The sequence below is a fragment of the Serratia sp. BIGb0163 genome, assembly GCF_024809935.1.
GTDB lineage: Bacteria > Pseudomonadota > Gammaproteobacteria > Enterobacterales > Enterobacteriaceae > Serratia > Serratia quinivorans.
The window spans coordinates 1,328,244-1,343,129 of record NZ_JANUDZ010000001.1 but is presented as its reverse complement, the minus strand read 5'-3'; the positions used below and the strand labels follow the sequence as shown (position 1 = coordinate 1,343,129).

Genomic DNA, 14,886 nt, shown 5'->3' with positions numbered 1-14,886 from the left:
TTTGATTCTGTTTCACTCATGTGAAAGCGGATTTTTATCGTTTGTCACCGATCGTCGTTTTCCTGTCCAATGACAGTCAGTTTATGACGGGGGTATGGGCTATGGATTCGCAAGTTTGGGTTGCCGGCACGCTGATCGCCAGTATCGCGATCATCATTTTGACCATCGTGAAGTTTAAGTTTCACCCTTTTTTGGCGTTACTGTTAGCAAGCTTCTTTGTCGGCAGCATGATGGGGATGGGCCCGATTGATATGGTCAATGCCATCGAAAACGGCATCGGCAGTACGCTAGGTTTTTTGGCAGCGATCATTGGGCTGGGGACCATTCTGGGGAAAATGATGGAGGTCTCCGGCGCGGCAGAGCGCATTGGTATTGCGTTGCAACGCTGCCGCTGGTTGTCTGTCGACGTGATTATGGTGCTGGTCGGCTTGGTTTGCGGTATCACGCTGTTTGTTGAAGTGGGCGTAGTTCTGTTGATCCCATTGGCTTTCTCCATCGCCAGAAAAACCGGGACTTCATTACTCAAGCTGGCCATTCCTTTGTGTACCGCATTGATGGCGGTGCACTGTGTGGTTCCCCCTCATCCCGCAGCGTTATTTGTAACCAACAAGCTGGGAGCCGATGTGGGCACGGTGATTGTTTATGGCCTGTTCGTCGGGCTGACGGCGTCACTGGTAGGTGGTCCACTGTTCCTGAAATTGCTGGGTAAACGCTTGCCGTTTAAAGCGGTACCGCCTGAGTTCTCCAATCTGGCCGTGCGAGAAGAACATTCACTGCCATCACTGGGAGCAACGCTGTTTACGGTTTTACTGCCCATAGTGCTGATGCTGGTCAAAACGGTCGCTGAGCTGAATCTGAATAAAGAAGGGCGCTTATTTGCCGCTATGGAGTTTATCGGTAACCCGATCATTGCCATGTTTATTGCTGTGTTTGTGGCTTACTACGTTCTCGGTATTCGTCGTCATATGGGGATGAGCGCGCTGTTGAGCCATACTGAGTCCGGTTTCTCCTCCATTGCCAATATCTTGTTGATCATCGGTGCCGGCGGAGCATTTAACAGTATTTTGAAGACCAGTGGCCTGGCCGATACCCTGGCGCTGATGCTGTCAAACCTGCATATGCATCCTATTCTGTTAGCCTGGCTGGTCGCGCTTATTCTGCATGCTGCCGTGGGTTCCGCCACCGTAGCCATGATGGGCGCTACGGCGATAGTTGCGCCGATGTTGTCGCTTTATCCCAATGTCAGCCCAGAGATCGTGACCATTGCCATCGGTTCTGGTGCTATTGGCTGCACCATAGTGACGGATTCACTGTTCTGGTTGGTGAAGCAATATTGTGGAGCGACGCTGAATGAAACCTTCAAGTATTACACTACGGCCACCTTTATCGCTTCGGTATTGGCGCTGGGCATGACCTTCCTGCTTTCATACATTATTTGAGTATCTTCATCGGTAATCGTCGCCAGGTGAAGTCCTGCGACGATTGCCGTTATTAAGATTGTTTTGGGTCAGAAGTGATGCGGCGAGGACGATAAATTGCAGGTATTTCCGGGTTATTACCGCTGATCAGCTCTTCACTGACCATTCTGCCCAGGGTAGCCGCACAGGTAACCGCCGGATGCATGACGGCAACATAAACTCCAGGCCTCTCGCCGACAAATCCGATGACCGGACATCCATCTTCCGGCACTGGGCGCTGTCCCACCGATTGGCTCAGTAAGTGCAGCGAAGCTGCGCCGTTCAATCCTGATTTCATCGCTGCCAGGGTCTCAGCGGCGACATTATCGGTATTGCCCGATAGCGGAAAGTCTTCCGCAGCCAAAATATCACCGTTACGGGCATGCCGGGCTTCTACATCATGACCTGAAATCAGGGTGTTAATTAAATGCTTTTCGGTGCCGAACCGTAACAGAATTGCTGGTGACGCCAGGATCGGCAACGGGATCCCAATGGTAGCAAGTAGGGGAGTTATACCTGTTCCGCAGGCCAGGATAACCGCATCCGCATTTAATACGCCCTCCGGGGTTTGGATGCCGGTAACATGGTTGCCATTTTGGAGAAAACCGATGACCGGCGTTTGAATTTTCAGCGTAGCGCCCAAGCTACAAGCCTTTTCCAGCAGGGTGTGCGTGGCATCGATGGGGTCGACAGCACCATCATAAACCGCATAATATGCACGCCGTGGCGGGTTGTTAAACGCGGGTTCAAGCCTGGATATCTCGGGTTGTTGAAGCAGGTTTTCATTGGGCTGACTTTCCAGCGATTCATCGTCATAACTTAGTGCACCAGTCCAATTCACCCAAAGCTCCGGGATTTCTTTTTCCAGTCGCTGCCAATCGGCCACCGATGCGCGGCGAAGAAAAGCATCAGGTGCATCATCACTTACTGTCGTGTGGATCCAGCCAAAAGAGCTGCCGGTAGCGCCAGAAGAAGGTTGGTTTTTATCAATGACCGTCACTTTTATCCCGCGGCTTGCCAAATGATAGGCTATTGATGCCCCCATAATTCCCGCGCCGATAACAATTATATGTTTCTCTGTGGTACACATCCTGAGTTCCCTGTATACAAACTGGGCTGACTATCCCATAGAATAGCCCAATCGTGCAGAGGTATTTTGGACTTGATAGCAAAGGGAGCTTTTCCCATGATAATGGCCAGGGCTTCAGATCTCAGTTTCTCATATAGGGAAGGAAATAAAGTGCGAACGCGACCAGCATCCAGGCTGTTGATTACTGAACCTTCAGGACAGGTTTTGTTGTTTAAATTCACGCACAGCTCTGGCGCGTTGTCGGGACAATCATATTGGGCAACACCAGGCGGCGGTGTTGAACAAGGTGAGTCCTATAAACAAGCGGCTGTTAGAGAGCTACAGGAAGAAACGGGCATTGTGTGCAATGAAGTTGGCCAGTGTGTGGCGCAAAGAAACTTTGAGATGATGTTGCCGAATGGCGAGATGGTTGAAGCGCAGGAAAAGTTTTACGTTGTGCGAGTGAGATATCGCGAGATCAACACTGACCGTTGGAGCGGTGAAGAAAAGCGTGTCATCAGCGAGTATCACTGGTGGAGTGTCGAAGAGTTAAGAACAACGGATGAGATTGTCTATCCAGAAAACATAGTTGAGATACTCGAGTCGATTTAGCCGTAGAAATTCATCCGGTGGGCTGGCGGCCAACCAACTTAGAGATATCTTGATAAGGCCATGATAAAAGCCAGAAGCTCAGATTCTACGTACAGTTACCATGGTGCGCATAATGTATATTATGTTAAATTGCATTTATGGCCACGCACCGGACTGTCTATCCTGTCCATAACTCACCTCGCCTTTCTCTTTACCGGTTCTTGTCTGTTCATTGGTGATTGTTGGTTTGTGGCTCAACATCACCTGTGTCAACAATTAGTCGGTGTGCCCTGATGAAAACGCATCTGCCATTGACCGCCATTGTCATTTGCAGATAACAACCAGATCGACGATCGCAATGTACATCGAGTAACGCCACCATCGTCACCCTGTTGAAAACTACGGTACGTCAGCAACACCGCACCTTCGGTAATGATGGCCAGCTTAAAGCCTTCGGAAAAAATCGGTGTCTGACCACTTTCGATTTGAAGTGCCGCCAGGGTTTGCTGTTTGTCATAGTAATGCCCTGAACGCCCAATCTCTTCAAAATCGTCATGCAGCAACTCGCTGACCACAGCGACGTTGTTTCTCGTTACCGGCAAATGCAGCTTAACTTCCAGGGATTGGATTAATGCCAATAGCTGTGTCGAATCGGTCAAAACGCCCTCCTTTTTTGATCGCGCTACGTGAAATCTGAAAAAAATTGGCAGCATTGGCCCCTGCAGAATCCTTCAAAACGCACCATGAAATTTGGCGTTAACGCTTCTGATTTATCGCCCGGTAGCGATTTATTGCTCAGCGTAATGAACGGCCAACCAAATCGTCGGCCCGTTGGGATCGGTCCATTCAACTCTATAGCGGCATTGTGCTGGAATGAAGAATGGATCCTTACAGCCTGGAAGTATTTATTCAGCGAAGCTATCAACGCCGGCCTGAGCAAACTTGGCGTCCAATTCAGGAGTAGCGCCACTGATGCCTATGCCCCCAATATGTTTTCCCGCCTTGTTGAATATAGGCAAACCACCTTCTAATAATAACATTCCAGGAATGGATGAGTAGGGATTTCCAGGTAGTTTAGCGCTTCGCTCAGCAAGCACCTTAGAAGAAACTGGGAATTTAGCAGAGGTTAAAGCTTTCAGTTGTGAGACTTCAATACTGCCAACGCTGGTCTCATCCATTCTATTGAAATATTTGAGATTTCCATTATTATCCACAATACTTACAACTATCGAAAAATTTTCCTTTCGTGCTGCATCTTCAGCAGCCAAGGCCATCTTTTTCGCTGTTTGTGAAGTAATGGATAATTGATTCAATGGGCTATCTTTCATTGTTTCCTTACGTTCAACGTTACTTTGAGCCATTGCTAGCCCACAGTTCAATGAGATAATGCTGGCTACAAAAAAGGTAAAAAGTTTAAATGGAATTTTCATAATGACCCGTTGGTAAAAGTTTGAAATTTGTAGTTATTTTACACACCATTCACCTGAGGGGGTGGTTATAGTGTTAACAGTTAAATTAATGTTTGTTTTTCTGGAATTGGTAATATATTGAGTGCAATATAATTCTTCATGAGAAAAATAGCTTTCAACAAATTATTTTCAAGCGCGGATATTTAAACAAATTTACATTAAAGGTGCGTAAGCCTTATTTAATGTATTGTAAATATATTTTTTAATAAATTGGATATAAATAACAGGTCCCCTGCCAGTTATTTCCTCAGATGTTCGTCGGGAAAAACCAGGGGGGTGTTCCGGGGAGCATATCTCAGACGCCCGCCGGAACAATATGCCGTGAACCTTCTCTAGCGGGCCAGTTCCACTCCGTCCAGTTCAGAGATGGCCAGGCAGAATACTTCAGTGATGGCATCCACCGTGTAGGCGGTTTTGGCCGGGATCATCAACATCTCATGAGCCTGTAGAGTCTGATCGCCAATTTTCAGCTCACCCGACAGGACCATCAGTTTGACCCAGCCCGGATGCATTCTGGCTGACTGGTGGCTGCCAGCATCAAGTTTCAACAGCGCCGTGTGCCCCTGCGCCTCACGTTTCAAGATATGGTAATACACTCCATCGTAAGGCATTTTCTCGTAGTGCAGTGTCGCCAGTGTTCTTTTATGCATGATAGCTTCCTAGTAATCGGTGATTAGTTGGATCAAGTATCACAATTCCCTAACGGCCTATGGGCCTGTTAATAAATATATAGGACGTATGCCTCATACGCAAAAACTCACTTTTGCGAACTCAATCAGCCAGATCGCTCAAGAACTTCCGTGCAGGGACAAAGAAGTTAACGCCGGCTACGGCCGTGGAGAAATCAAGGATCCGGTCATGCAGAGGGGCTGGATTGCCAATGAACATACGCTCAAGCATCTTCTCAATCACCCAGAGATGGCGTGAATAGCCGATAAAATAGGTGCCGTATTCACCACGGCCCGGTGAGGCAAAGGGCATATTATCTCGTAAAATGTCGTGTTCACCCTGCTCGTCCTCAATAGTACACAGAGTCTTATGTGATTTTTGTCCCTCTGTCGCATCCGGTAACTCGACGTTATCAAACTTGGTGCGCCCGATAATGGCTTCCTGAGTTTCCACCTTCTGTGCACGCCAGGCGGCCATATTGTGCAAGTATTTTTGTATCACCACATAGCTGCCACCCGCATAGTCAGGATCCTCATCACCAACGATTGTCGCCTGTGGTAAAGCCAGACCCACCGGGTTCGCGGTACCATCGACAAACTCCAGCAGGTCGCGCCCGTCGAAATAACGGAATCCCGCAACTTCATCGACAACAGTGATCGAATCGCCAAAGGCTTCCAGCAGGATTTTCTCGAACTCAATGATTAAATCTGTCGCACCTGCGCGCACGTGGTACAGCAAATCGCCGGAGGTGGCCACGGCCGTATGCTTGGCGCCTTTTATTTCCTTAAACGGCGTCAGCTCTTTGGGCGCGGGTTTTCCGCTAAGGCTCTCCCAGACGCGATGTGAAATACCGACGTTGCAGGTGAAGCTGACATCGATGGATCGTATCTGGACATTTTTAATTAGATCTTCGGTACTGGCGATCACGGCTCGGGCGGTGGCGAGAGATGCACTATCGTCGTTGATCTTGAGGATAAGAAAGGCGGCTGCGGCCGTCATGGGTGCATCAATGTATTGGGGTTCGGTCTCCAGCGCGCGTTGCGCCAACGACAGTGGTGAAGATGATTCTTGGCTCACGAAAATCTCCCCTAATGGGTGAGTAATCAAGGGTATTTATCTTAGCGTCGAAGACGCCGCATAGCCAAGTATATCCCTGCGGATGCCATTGACATTGAGTAACAAATTGATTGGCGGTAATAGCAAAAATGCCCGCAAAATACGGGCGATATCCAGTACATTCGTACCCTATCATCCCTTTTTAGACTGCCGCTCACCGGCAAACAACCCCCGCTCTCTGGCCCAGACAATGGCTTCGCTACGGCTGTGTACGTCGAGTTTGGAGTAAACCATCGCCACATGATTGCGCACGGTATTGGGGGCAAGATTGAGTCGCGTGGCGATTTTCTTGTCTGGAAGGCCCTCGCAGATTAACCCCAACACATCGCGCTCACGGGCGGTAAGATCGGTGAAGGAAAATCCGGACAGATTGGGCTTATTGATACTTTTCACATTGGCCAGTTTCTCGAGCAGCGTCTGACTGAACCAGGAAGCGTCCTGCATCACTTCCTCGATGGCGGAAACCAACTCCAGTTCCGAACGTTTGCGCTCGGTAATGTCCATCATGACCAACAGGTAACAGGGGACGTCATGAATACTCACGGCATCAGCAGATACCACGCAGTCGAGCACTTCATTGCCCTTCTTGCGGAGTTTAAGGTCCTGACTTTCTACGTTGCCGGTTTTTCCCAGTGAGGTAAACAAGCGCCGACATTCCCCCTGCCCGTCGATGACATTGATATCCTCGACCCTCTTGCCAATCAGCTCCTTAGCGAGGTAACCGGTGGTCTTCATAAAGGCTTCGTTAATATCCAGCACCTGCTGCTTGTCCGCCGTGCACACCAGCGTGGGAACCGGGCTCAAACGAAAGGACTTGGCGAACCGCTCTTCACTCTCGCGCAGCGCCGACTCGGCCTTACGGCGGGGCTCAAGGTCAGTGAAGGTGAACAGCATGCAATCGACTTCATTAATATCCAGCGGCTGACCGGCGACGATCACCAGTTTGGTTCCTCCGGCCGGCAGTTTTAACTCGGCCTGCATCTGCGGAATGGTTGCCCCTTCGCTCAAGCGCTGCACCGCCAGATCCTTATGTTCCGCTTGCTCCAGCACATCCAGCGCGTAGACCGAGTTACCCATAACCTGATCGCGGCTATAGCCGGTCATATCGAGGAACCCCTGGTTAACCTTGATGTAACGCAGGTCGCTCAGGCTACAGATCACCGCAGGCGCCGGATTGGCATTAAAGGTTTTTTCAAAGCGCTCTTCGGCGCTGGCCCACTCAGTGGCGTCACTCAGGATCAATACCAGCAGCTCGGGCTGCCCTTTGGCGTCAGTGATCGTCAGGCTGCGTAAACGGTGAACCCAGAGAAAATCCGGCTCGCCAACGGGCCGTACCTCGACCAGCACGTCGTTGAACTCCTCGCCAGCAGCCACCCGGTTAAGCGGATATTGCTCTGAACTCAAAGGATGATTGTTGCGATAACGCAAGGCAAAACGCTCTTCATACTCCTGGGCATTGGCACCCAACTCACTCAGCTTGGTCAACCCATGCATGCTCAGTGCGGCCTCATTGGCCCACAGAATGGTCCGGTCGACTTCAGTCAGGATCACCCCTTCGGTCAGTCCCGAGATGATCTGTTGTAGTTGGCTACGGTTGGTTTCGCTGGCAAGAACGGACTGGCTCATTATTTCTCCATAAGACAAAAGGTCTCAGGCCACCGGGCGGCGATCGGGGCGCCTGACAATGACACGACTTCCCCACTAGCATAGTGCTTAAGTAGTTCATTCGCGGGGTGTGAATGCACTAGCTCCATGGGTGCAAATGAACCGGGACGTTCAGTGGTGCACAGCGGCAGACTGATTCTGTCGGTGCAGCGGAGTGCTGCGCGTACAACCACTTGTCCAGTAAATATAAGGAATAACAATGACCACTGTCTATGAATCCAATCGCCTGGCGTTTAACGTTTCATGGGGCTCAATATTGGCCGGGAGTGCCATGGCGCTGGTGACCTATCTGATATTGAGTGTACTGGGTACTGCTGTCGGCGCATCGGCCGTGGATCCGTTGCACGCAGGCAATCCCCTGAGTGGCTTCGGCGTGGGGACCGGCATCTGGCTGTTCGTCACCACCTTGCTCTCCCTGGCCGCCGGTGCCTTTGTCGCCGGCCGAACGGCCCCCAACCGCGGTGGCTTGCATGGCCTGTTGAGCTGGGCGGTCACAACCTTGCTGGCCACCTGGCTGGTTATTTCATTGGCGAGCGGCGTGGTCGGTCTGGCCGGCAGTGCGGTTGGCAAGGGGTTATCTCTGGCGGGTAACGGTGTGGCGGCGGCAGCGCCGGGCATTGGTGACAGCGTAAAACAGCAACTTGATAAAAAAGGCATCAGTCTGGATTGGGATGACCTGCAAAATCAGTTGGCTACCACGCTCAAGCAAACCGGCAAGGCTGAATTAGACCCGTCCAAACTGCAACAAAAAACCGAGCAGGCCGGTGCGGATGGCAAGCAGTCGGCGACCGATGCGGCTAGCGACCCGGCACAGGCGGCAGCGGAGCTTAAGCAATGGTTCGAGCGCGTTAAGCAATCCGGTGAACCTACCCTGAACGCGGCGGATAAAGACGCGCTGGTGAACATCGTCGCCGCACGTACCGGCAAGAGCCACGCAGAGGCGAGCCAAATTGTCGACAATTACGCCCAGGCTTATCAGCAGGCGGTGCAAAAAGTCGAACAACTTAAGGCTCAGGCCGAACAGAAAGCGCGTGAAGCGGCTGACGTTGCGGCCAAACAGGTATCCCGTGCCGCCTGGGGCTCCTTGCTGATGCTGCTGTTGGGGGCTGGCCTTAGTTTTGCTATCGGGCGTATTGCGCTGTCAACGCGTCGTACTCTTGTTGTGAGCGAATGAAGATGGACGTTTCCATAAAGCGAGAGCTGTCATCTATCTCATTAAATTATCGTAAAGTCGTGGGGGCTTCAGTACCGGTGCTTACCATCGATTTCTACAATGAAAAAAACGAGCGCTATACCCTGCGTTATAACTTGCCGCCGGACACGCCGGAGCGGACAGAGCGGCGGGTGTCTTTACTGCTGCATCTGTTGAGCAAGCAAAAACCGCTGGAGATGGATAACGCGATAACTTAATTCAAATTAAGTGACCCGCCAGGCCCGAGCCGGATACACCACCGGACTCGGGCCTTTTAATTCTCTGATGCCAATTACCTGACCGCAATCCCCCACTTTTTCATGCGTGAAAGCAGCGTAGTGCGCTTGATACCCAGACGCTGTGCGGCGCCACGTGGACCGGCAACCACACCGTTGGTTTCTTTCAATACGCGGATAATCCGCTCGCGATCGTCCTCACCCGCCTGGACAGGCTCTGCCGAGGGCAAGGGTAAGGCCATCGACGGCACCGGATAGCGCAGCTCCGGCAACTCCAGGTTAAGTACCGTGCCACGGGTCAGCAATACTGCCCGTTCGATGACATTCTCCAGCTCGCGTACATTGCCCGGCCAGGGCATTTGACTCAGCAGGCGCAGCGTCTCCGCCGGAATGCTGTCGATGGTGCGCTTCATCCGACGCGCGATTTTGTAGGTGAGAAACTTCACCAATTGCGGGATATCTTCCGGCCGTTCACGCAATGGTGGGATGACGATCGGGAACACGTTCAGCCGGTAAAAAAGGTCACTGCGAAACTCTCGGTCGGCCACCATTTGCTGCAGATCGCGATTGGTGGCGGCAATCAGGCGCACATCCACCGAAATCACCTTGTTGCCGCCTACCCGTTCAAACTCCCTTTCCTGCAGCACTCGTAGCAGTTTAGGCTGCAGTTCCACCGGGATTTCACCCACTTCATCCAGAAACAGCGTTCCTTTATCCGCCAGTTCAAAGCGCCCCATCCGCTGGTTGGTTGCGCCGGTGAAAGAGCCTTTTTCATGACCAAACAGATCGCTTTCCAACAGCCCGGTCGGCATCACCGCACAGTTCATTTTCACCATGCGCTGGTCACGTCGCTCGCTCAGGTTGTGAATAGCGCGGGCAATCAACTCTTTACCGGTGCCGGTTTCACCGAGGATCAGCACCGAACAGTCGCTTTTCGCTACCATTTCAACCTGTTTGAGCACCGCAGACATCACCACGCTGCGCCCGACAATCTCACCAAAGTCCGGGTTGTTGCCGTTGATTTGCTCGGTCAGATAGAGGTTTTCATGCACCAGGCTCTCTTTGAGGCGGCTGATTTCCTGGTAGGCCAACGCGTTGTCCACCGCGATGGCGATACGCTCGGCGATCTGTTGCAACACCCGCAGATTGGCGGCGTTGAAGTTGTCCGGCTGACATTGCGCCAGCTTCAATACGCCCAGGGTCTTGTTGCCAAACACCAGCGGCAAGAGGCACAGCGTTTGGATTTGATCCTGCCAGAGATCGAACAGTTGGCGTTCATAAGCGGCCAGACGATCGGAATGCTTCAGATTGAGTAGCAGCATTTCCCCGCTCTGCATCACCTGTTCGGATAAGGTACCGGCCAGTGCCACGCTGTACTGCTGACGTTCAACCACGTCGTCTTGCAAATAGTGGGTGGAATAGATGGTCACCCGATCGGTTTTATCGACGCATAGCACCATGCTGATGGCATCGATCTTGAAAAAACGGTGGATCTCGGTAGATATTTCGCCAATCAAATCATCCAGATCGAGTTTCGATAACACTGCGTTGGTGACATCGACCAAAACGCGGTAATCGTCACGCTCATGGCATAACTGACGTTGGCGGTTTTCCGCCTGCTCACGCAACCTGATCTGTTCCACCGCCAGCGCAACCAATTCCATCAGGGTCTGCAACTGCACCAGACTGGCATCACTGAAGGGTTGCGAACTACTGCGTAACAGTTCACAACCGCCGATCAGGCTACCGCCTGCGTGTAGCGGCATCAGGCAATATTGGTTAAACGGCAGATACAGTGCCAGGGCGTTGATTTGCGGGTAACGCGTATGCAGATCCTCACTCTGCCAGCGCTGCGGCAACGGGCTTTGTCGCAGCCGGCTCACCGGCCCATTGGCCAGCAAAGTCTCATCCTGATAGATGACCGGCTGCCGCTGCGCATCCAGCCCATGAAAGCTGACCCGCTCACTGTGCAAATCAAACAGCACCAGCGTCACATGGTCTGCCAGTTGCTGACGTTGCAGCACCTGGCGCAGTTGCCGTAACAAATCGGCGAAGCTGTGCTGACTGAGCAGCGTGCGGGTCGTTTCCAGTAATTCTTGTTTTTCTAATTGAGCATTCGACATTGTTTATCACTTGCCTGAGTCGCGATGATGATTTTAGTGAGTCACGTCACAAAGTGTAACGCTGGGCGACAAGGTTCTCCCCCGACAGGATCAACAAATGCGCGGCAAAGGCTCGGCATGCGGCAAATCCAGCAGGCGGCTGATGCCATAAGCGCCCTGCAGCCTCACTTGTCGTCCGGCAGTCACCCGGCCAATCAATGCCGCGGCCTTGCCCAGCGGATGCGCCTGTAACGCAGCCAGTACCGCCTGTTCGGCTTCCGGCGCGGCCACCACCACCAGCTTGCCCTCGTTGGCAAAGTTGATGGCATCCAGCCCCAGCAACTCGCAAATCCCTCGCACTGCCGGTGCTATCGGTAACAGGTTCTCTTCAACTTCAATCCCCACGCCCGCCGCACGAGCAAACTCATGCAAAATGGCATTAACTCCACCACGGGTAGCATCGCGCATGGCTCGCACGCCGTTAATGGCACGCAATGGCGTGATTAACGGAGCCAACACCGCGCAATCGCTGATCACATCCAGCGACATGCCCAGCTTTTCCCGCAGGTTGAGGATCGTCGCCCCGTGATCGCCGAGCGTACCGCTGACAATCACCGCGTCACCGGCGCGGATATTTTGCGCTGCCCAATCCAGGTCCGGCGGGATCACCCCAATACCGGCGGTGTTGATAAACACTTTGTCGGCCGCGCCGCGCTGCACCACCTTGGTATCCCCGGTCACAATGCGGATACCGGCCTGCTGCGCAGTGGCCGCCATCGAAGCCACCAGCCGTTGTAAATCAACCAGCGGCAAACCTTCTTCGAGGATAAACCCGCAGGAAAGATAGCGCGGTAACGCGCCGCTGACCGCCAGATCGTTAGCCGTCCCGCAGACCGCCAGTTTGCCAATATCACCGCCCGGGAAGAAAATCGGATCAATCACGTAGCTGTCGGTAGTAAACGCCAGCCGATCGCCCTGCTGCGTTAATTCGGCCAAATCCAACCGGGCCTGATCTTCACGTTGATCCAGCAGCGGATTGGCAAAGGCCGGCAAGAAAATCTCATCCAGCAGTTGCTGCATCGCGCTGCCGCCGCTGCCGTGCGCCATAGTAATCACGTTATTCATGCCGGGGTTTCCTCTGTTTCACGACGGTATTGGTACCAGGCGGCGCAGGCACCTTCCGAAGACACCATCAACGCGCCAAAAGCATTTTGCGGTGTACAGTCACCACCAAACAGCGGGCAGTCACGCGGTTTGCAACGCCCGGTCAGCACCTCTCCACAGCGGGCACGAGGATCGTCAGCCACCTGCCGGTGTTGCGGACGGAAACGTCGTTCCGCATCAAAGGTGCTATAGGCCGGGGTTAAGGCAATGCCCGAATCAGCAATGGTGCCAAGGCCGCGCCATTCGCTGCCGCCGCCCAGCACAAAGACTTCGCTCATCGCCTGCTGTGCCAGCAGATTGCCCTGTTCAGGTACCACCCGGCGGTATTGGTTCTCGGTTTGGCTCTGCTGCCCCACAAACTGCTCAACCAGCATCATCACCCCTTGCAGGATATCCAGCGGTTCAAAGCCGGTCACCACCAGCGGTTTATGGTATTGCCGACTGATAAAGTGATACGGCGCGGTACCAATCACCATACTGACGTGGCCGGGCGCCAGAAAGCCGTCGATGCGGACATCCGGCTGTTGCAACAGGCTGCGCAAGGTGGGGATCAGGCTGATGTGCTGGCAAAACACGCTGAAGTTATTCAACCCTTCCAGCCGGGCCTGCTGCAGGGTGATCGCCGTGACCGGCATGGTGGTTTCAAACCCCAGGGCAAAGAACACCAGCTGCCGCTGCGGGTGTTGACGCGCCAGCATCAGAGCATCCAACGGCGAATAAACCACCCGCACATCGGCGCCGCGCTCACGGGCCTGCAGTAAAGAGCCTTGTTTGCCCGGTACCCGCAACGCGTCGCCGAAGGTGCAAAAAATCACCTCCGGGTGAGCGGCTATTTCACAGCAGGCATCTATACGCCCCATGGGCAACACACAAACCGGGCAGCCCGGTCCATGAATAAATTCAATCTGTGGCGGCAGCAGTTTATCCAGGCCAAAGCGGAAAATGGCATGGGTATGACCACCGCATACTTCCATAATTTGCAACGGCCGCTCAGCGCTAAACGGCAACTGTGCGGCTCGCTGCCGAATATGCTGCAACAGGGTTTTTACCCGCTTCGGATCGCGGAACTCATCAACGTAATGCATGGTTGCCTTCCCCCGCCAAAAACAGCGCCACGTCCTGCTCCACTTCCCCCATCGCCTGCAGTGCCGAAAGCATCTCCTCGGCCTCCTGCCTGTCGAGCCGACTCATGGCGAAGCCGACGTGGATCAGCACCCAGCAGCCGATCATCGCTTCTCTGGGTTCACCCTCCTGACGCACCAGCGCAATATTCACTTCCCGCTGCACACCACAGACTTCGGCCCAGGCATGCTGAGGCTGCTTTTCATCCAGCGCCACGATCTGCCCTGGAACGCCTATGCACATAACTGTGTCTCCAGCCAGGCCAGCCACTGATCCATACCTTCACCGCTGGTCGCCGAAAGGGTAATCACCTCAATCGTCGGGTTCACTTTGCGGGCATTGTCGATACAGGCTGCCAGGTCGAAGTTCAAATACGGCAGCAGATCGATCTTGTTCAGCAGCATCACCCGTGCGGCGGCAAACATATGTGGGTACTTAAGCGGCTTGTCTTCCCCTTCGGTAACCGACAGCACCGCTACCTTGTGGCGCTCCCCGAGATCAAAGCTGGCCGGGCAAACCAGATTGCCGACGTTCTCGATAAACAACAGGCTGTGGGGTTTGAGTTCCAGACGCCGGGCGGCCTCGTGAACCATTTGCGCATCCAGATGGCAGCCTTTACCGGTATTGACCTGAATCGCCGGCACACCGGTGGCGCGGATACGTTCCGCGTCATTGGTGGTTTGCTGATCGCCTTCCACCACCGCGCACGGGTGCTGACCCCGCAGCCGCAGCAGCGTTTCTGTCAGCAGCGTGGTTTTGCCGGAGCCGGGGCTGGAAACCAGATTCAGCGCCAGAATATGTTGGTCGGCGAAATACTGGCGATTACCCTCCGCCAGACGATCGTTCTTATCCAGCACCCGGGTTTCAATTTCCAGCATCCGGCGCTGGCTGATACCCGGTGCATGGGTGCCTGCCAGCCCCAAACCGTAATGCAGATCGCCCTGCACATTGCGTTGCGGACGGAATGGCACCTTCACATCCCCTTCAATGGTTAATTCACCCTGGGCACAACCGCAGGTACTGCACATATTCAT

Annotated in this window: 15 protein-coding genes; 4 read left to right on the top strand and 11 right to left on the bottom strand. The window is 53.4% G+C overall.

Features of this window, described 5'->3' with window-relative positions:
- The first annotated feature begins 101 nt into the window (after positions 1-101).
- Positions 102-1,439, top strand: coding sequence for a D-serine transporter DsdX (gene dsdX / locus M2406_RS06505; protein WP_115184657.1), 1,338 nt, complete (start codon positions 102-104; stop codon positions 1,437-1,439).
- Positions 1,440-1,491: 52 nt separating this feature from the next.
- Here dsdX and M2406_RS06500 read toward each other — a convergent pair whose 3' ends face one another.
- On the bottom strand, positions 1,492-2,547 hold the full coding sequence (locus M2406_RS06500; RefSeq protein ID WP_259189335.1) for an FAD-binding oxidoreductase: 1,056 nt from the start codon (positions 2,545-2,547) through the stop codon (positions 1,492-1,494).
- 150 nt (positions 2,548-2,697) lie between these two features.
- Here M2406_RS06500 and M2406_RS06495 point away from each other — a divergent pair, with 150 nt between their 5' ends.
- Positions 2,698-3,138 (top strand): NUDIX hydrolase, encoded by a 441-nt coding sequence (locus M2406_RS06495; protein ID WP_259189334.1) that lies wholly within the window; start codon positions 2,698-2,700, stop codon positions 3,136-3,138.
- Positions 3,139-3,386: 248 nt separating this feature from the next.
- On the opposite strand, the gene M2406_RS06490 is transcribed toward M2406_RS06495, so the two are convergent.
- From M2406_RS06490 to M2406_RS06470, 5 genes are all read right to left on the bottom strand, one after another.
- A complete protein-coding gene (locus tag M2406_RS06490) occupies positions 3,387-3,776 on the bottom strand; it encodes a nuclear transport factor 2 family protein (RefSeq protein ID WP_259189333.1) in 390 nt (129 codons plus the stop codon).
- 246 nt (positions 3,777-4,022) lie between these two features.
- Positions 4,023-4,547, bottom strand: a complete 525-nt coding sequence (locus M2406_RS06485; protein WP_012145174.1) for a heme-binding protein — start codon at positions 4,545-4,547, stop codon at positions 4,023-4,025.
- Positions 4,548-4,918: 371 nt separating this feature from the next.
- A complete protein-coding gene (locus M2406_RS06480) occupies positions 4,919-5,236 on the bottom strand; it encodes a cupin domain-containing protein (RefSeq protein ID WP_012145173.1) in 318 nt (105 codons plus the stop codon).
- Between the two features lie 121 nt (positions 5,237-5,357).
- Positions 5,358-6,332: a Dyp-type peroxidase gene (locus M2406_RS06475; protein ID WP_112362844.1), complete on the bottom strand. Its 975-nt coding sequence runs from the start codon at positions 6,330-6,332 to the stop codon at positions 5,358-5,360.
- Positions 6,333-6,503: 171 nt separating this feature from the next.
- A complete protein-coding gene (locus M2406_RS06470) occupies positions 6,504-7,997 on the bottom strand; it encodes a helix-turn-helix transcriptional regulator (protein WP_259189329.1) in 1,494 nt (497 codons plus the stop codon).
- 238 nt (positions 7,998-8,235) lie between these two features.
- Here M2406_RS06470 and M2406_RS06465 point away from each other — a divergent pair, with 238 nt between their 5' ends.
- Positions 8,236-9,210 (top strand): hypothetical protein, encoded by a 975-nt coding sequence (locus M2406_RS06465; RefSeq protein WP_259189328.1) that lies wholly within the window; start codon positions 8,236-8,238, stop codon positions 9,208-9,210.
- A gap of 2 nt (positions 9,211-9,212) precedes the next feature.
- Positions 9,213-9,446: a hypothetical protein gene (locus M2406_RS06460; protein WP_223272844.1), complete on the top strand. Its 234-nt coding sequence runs from the start codon at positions 9,213-9,215 to the stop codon at positions 9,444-9,446.
- 74 nt (positions 9,447-9,520) lie between these two features.
- Here M2406_RS06460 and flhA read toward each other — a convergent pair whose 3' ends face one another.
- From flhA to hypB, 5 genes are all read right to left on the bottom strand, one after another.
- Positions 9,521-11,587, bottom strand: a complete 2,067-nt coding sequence (gene flhA, locus M2406_RS06455; RefSeq protein ID WP_259189327.1) for a formate hydrogenlyase transcriptional activator FlhA — start codon at positions 11,585-11,587, stop codon at positions 9,521-9,523.
- Positions 11,588-11,677: 90 nt separating this feature from the next.
- A complete protein-coding gene (gene hypE / locus M2406_RS06450) occupies positions 11,678-12,691 on the bottom strand; it encodes a hydrogenase expression/formation protein HypE (protein ID WP_259189326.1) in 1,014 nt (337 codons plus the stop codon).
- Positions 12,688-13,815, bottom strand: a complete 1,128-nt coding sequence (gene hypD / locus M2406_RS06445; protein ID WP_259189325.1) for a hydrogenase formation protein HypD — start codon at positions 13,813-13,815, stop codon at positions 12,688-12,690. The genes hypE and hypD overlap by 4 nt, the downstream gene beginning before the upstream one ends.
- On the bottom strand, positions 13,802-14,095 hold the full coding sequence (locus tag M2406_RS06440; RefSeq protein ID WP_012145165.1) for a HypC/HybG/HupF family hydrogenase formation chaperone: 294 nt from the start codon (positions 14,093-14,095) through the stop codon (positions 13,802-13,804). Before M2406_RS06440 ends, hypD begins: the two co-directional genes overlap by 14 nt.
- Positions 14,086-14,880 (bottom strand): hydrogenase nickel incorporation protein HypB, encoded by a 795-nt coding sequence (hypB, locus tag M2406_RS06435; protein WP_012145164.1) that lies wholly within the window; start codon positions 14,878-14,880, stop codon positions 14,086-14,088. Before hypB ends, M2406_RS06440 begins: the two co-directional genes overlap by 10 nt.
- Positions 14,881-14,886 lie beyond the last annotated feature (6 nt).

Excerpts from the sequence above, each read along its gene's own strand:
- dsdX (WP_115184657.1), top strand. The coding sequence starts at position 102 with ATGGATTCGCAAGTTTGGGTTGCCGGCACGCTGATCGCCAGTATCGCG.
- M2406_RS06500 (WP_259189335.1), bottom strand. The coding sequence starts at position 2,547 with ATGTGTACCACAGAGAAACATATAATTGTTATCGGCGCGGGAATTATG.
- M2406_RS06485 (WP_012145174.1), bottom strand. The coding sequence starts at position 4,547 with ATGAAAATTCCATTTAAACTTTTTACCTTTTTTGTAGCCAGCATTATC.
- M2406_RS06480 (WP_012145173.1), bottom strand. The coding sequence starts at position 5,236 with ATGCATAAAAGAACACTGGCGACACTGCACTACGAGAAAATGCCTTAC.
- M2406_RS06470 (WP_259189329.1), bottom strand. The coding sequence starts at position 7,997 with ATGAGCCAGTCCGTTCTTGCCAGCGAAACCAACCGTAGCCAACTACAA.
- M2406_RS06465 (WP_259189328.1), top strand. The coding sequence starts at position 8,236 with ATGACCACTGTCTATGAATCCAATCGCCTGGCGTTTAACGTTTCATGG.
- M2406_RS06460 (WP_223272844.1), top strand. The coding sequence starts at position 9,213 with ATGGACGTTTCCATAAAGCGAGAGCTGTCATCTATCTCATTAAATTAT.
- flhA (WP_259189327.1), bottom strand. The coding sequence starts at position 11,587 with ATGTCGAATGCTCAATTAGAAAAACAAGAATTACTGGAAACGACCCGC.
- hypE (WP_259189326.1), bottom strand. The coding sequence starts at position 12,691 with ATGAATAACGTGATTACTATGGCGCACGGCAGCGGCGGCAGCGCGATG.
- hypD (WP_259189325.1), bottom strand. The coding sequence starts at position 13,815 with ATGCATTACGTTGATGAGTTCCGCGATCCGAAGCGGGTAAAAACCCTG.
- M2406_RS06440 (WP_012145165.1), bottom strand. The coding sequence starts at position 14,095 with ATGTGCATAGGCGTTCCAGGGCAGATCGTGGCGCTGGATGAAAAGCAG.
- hypB (WP_012145164.1), bottom strand. The coding sequence starts at position 14,880 with ATGTGCAGTACCTGCGGTTGTGCCCAGGGTGAATTAACCATTGAAGGG.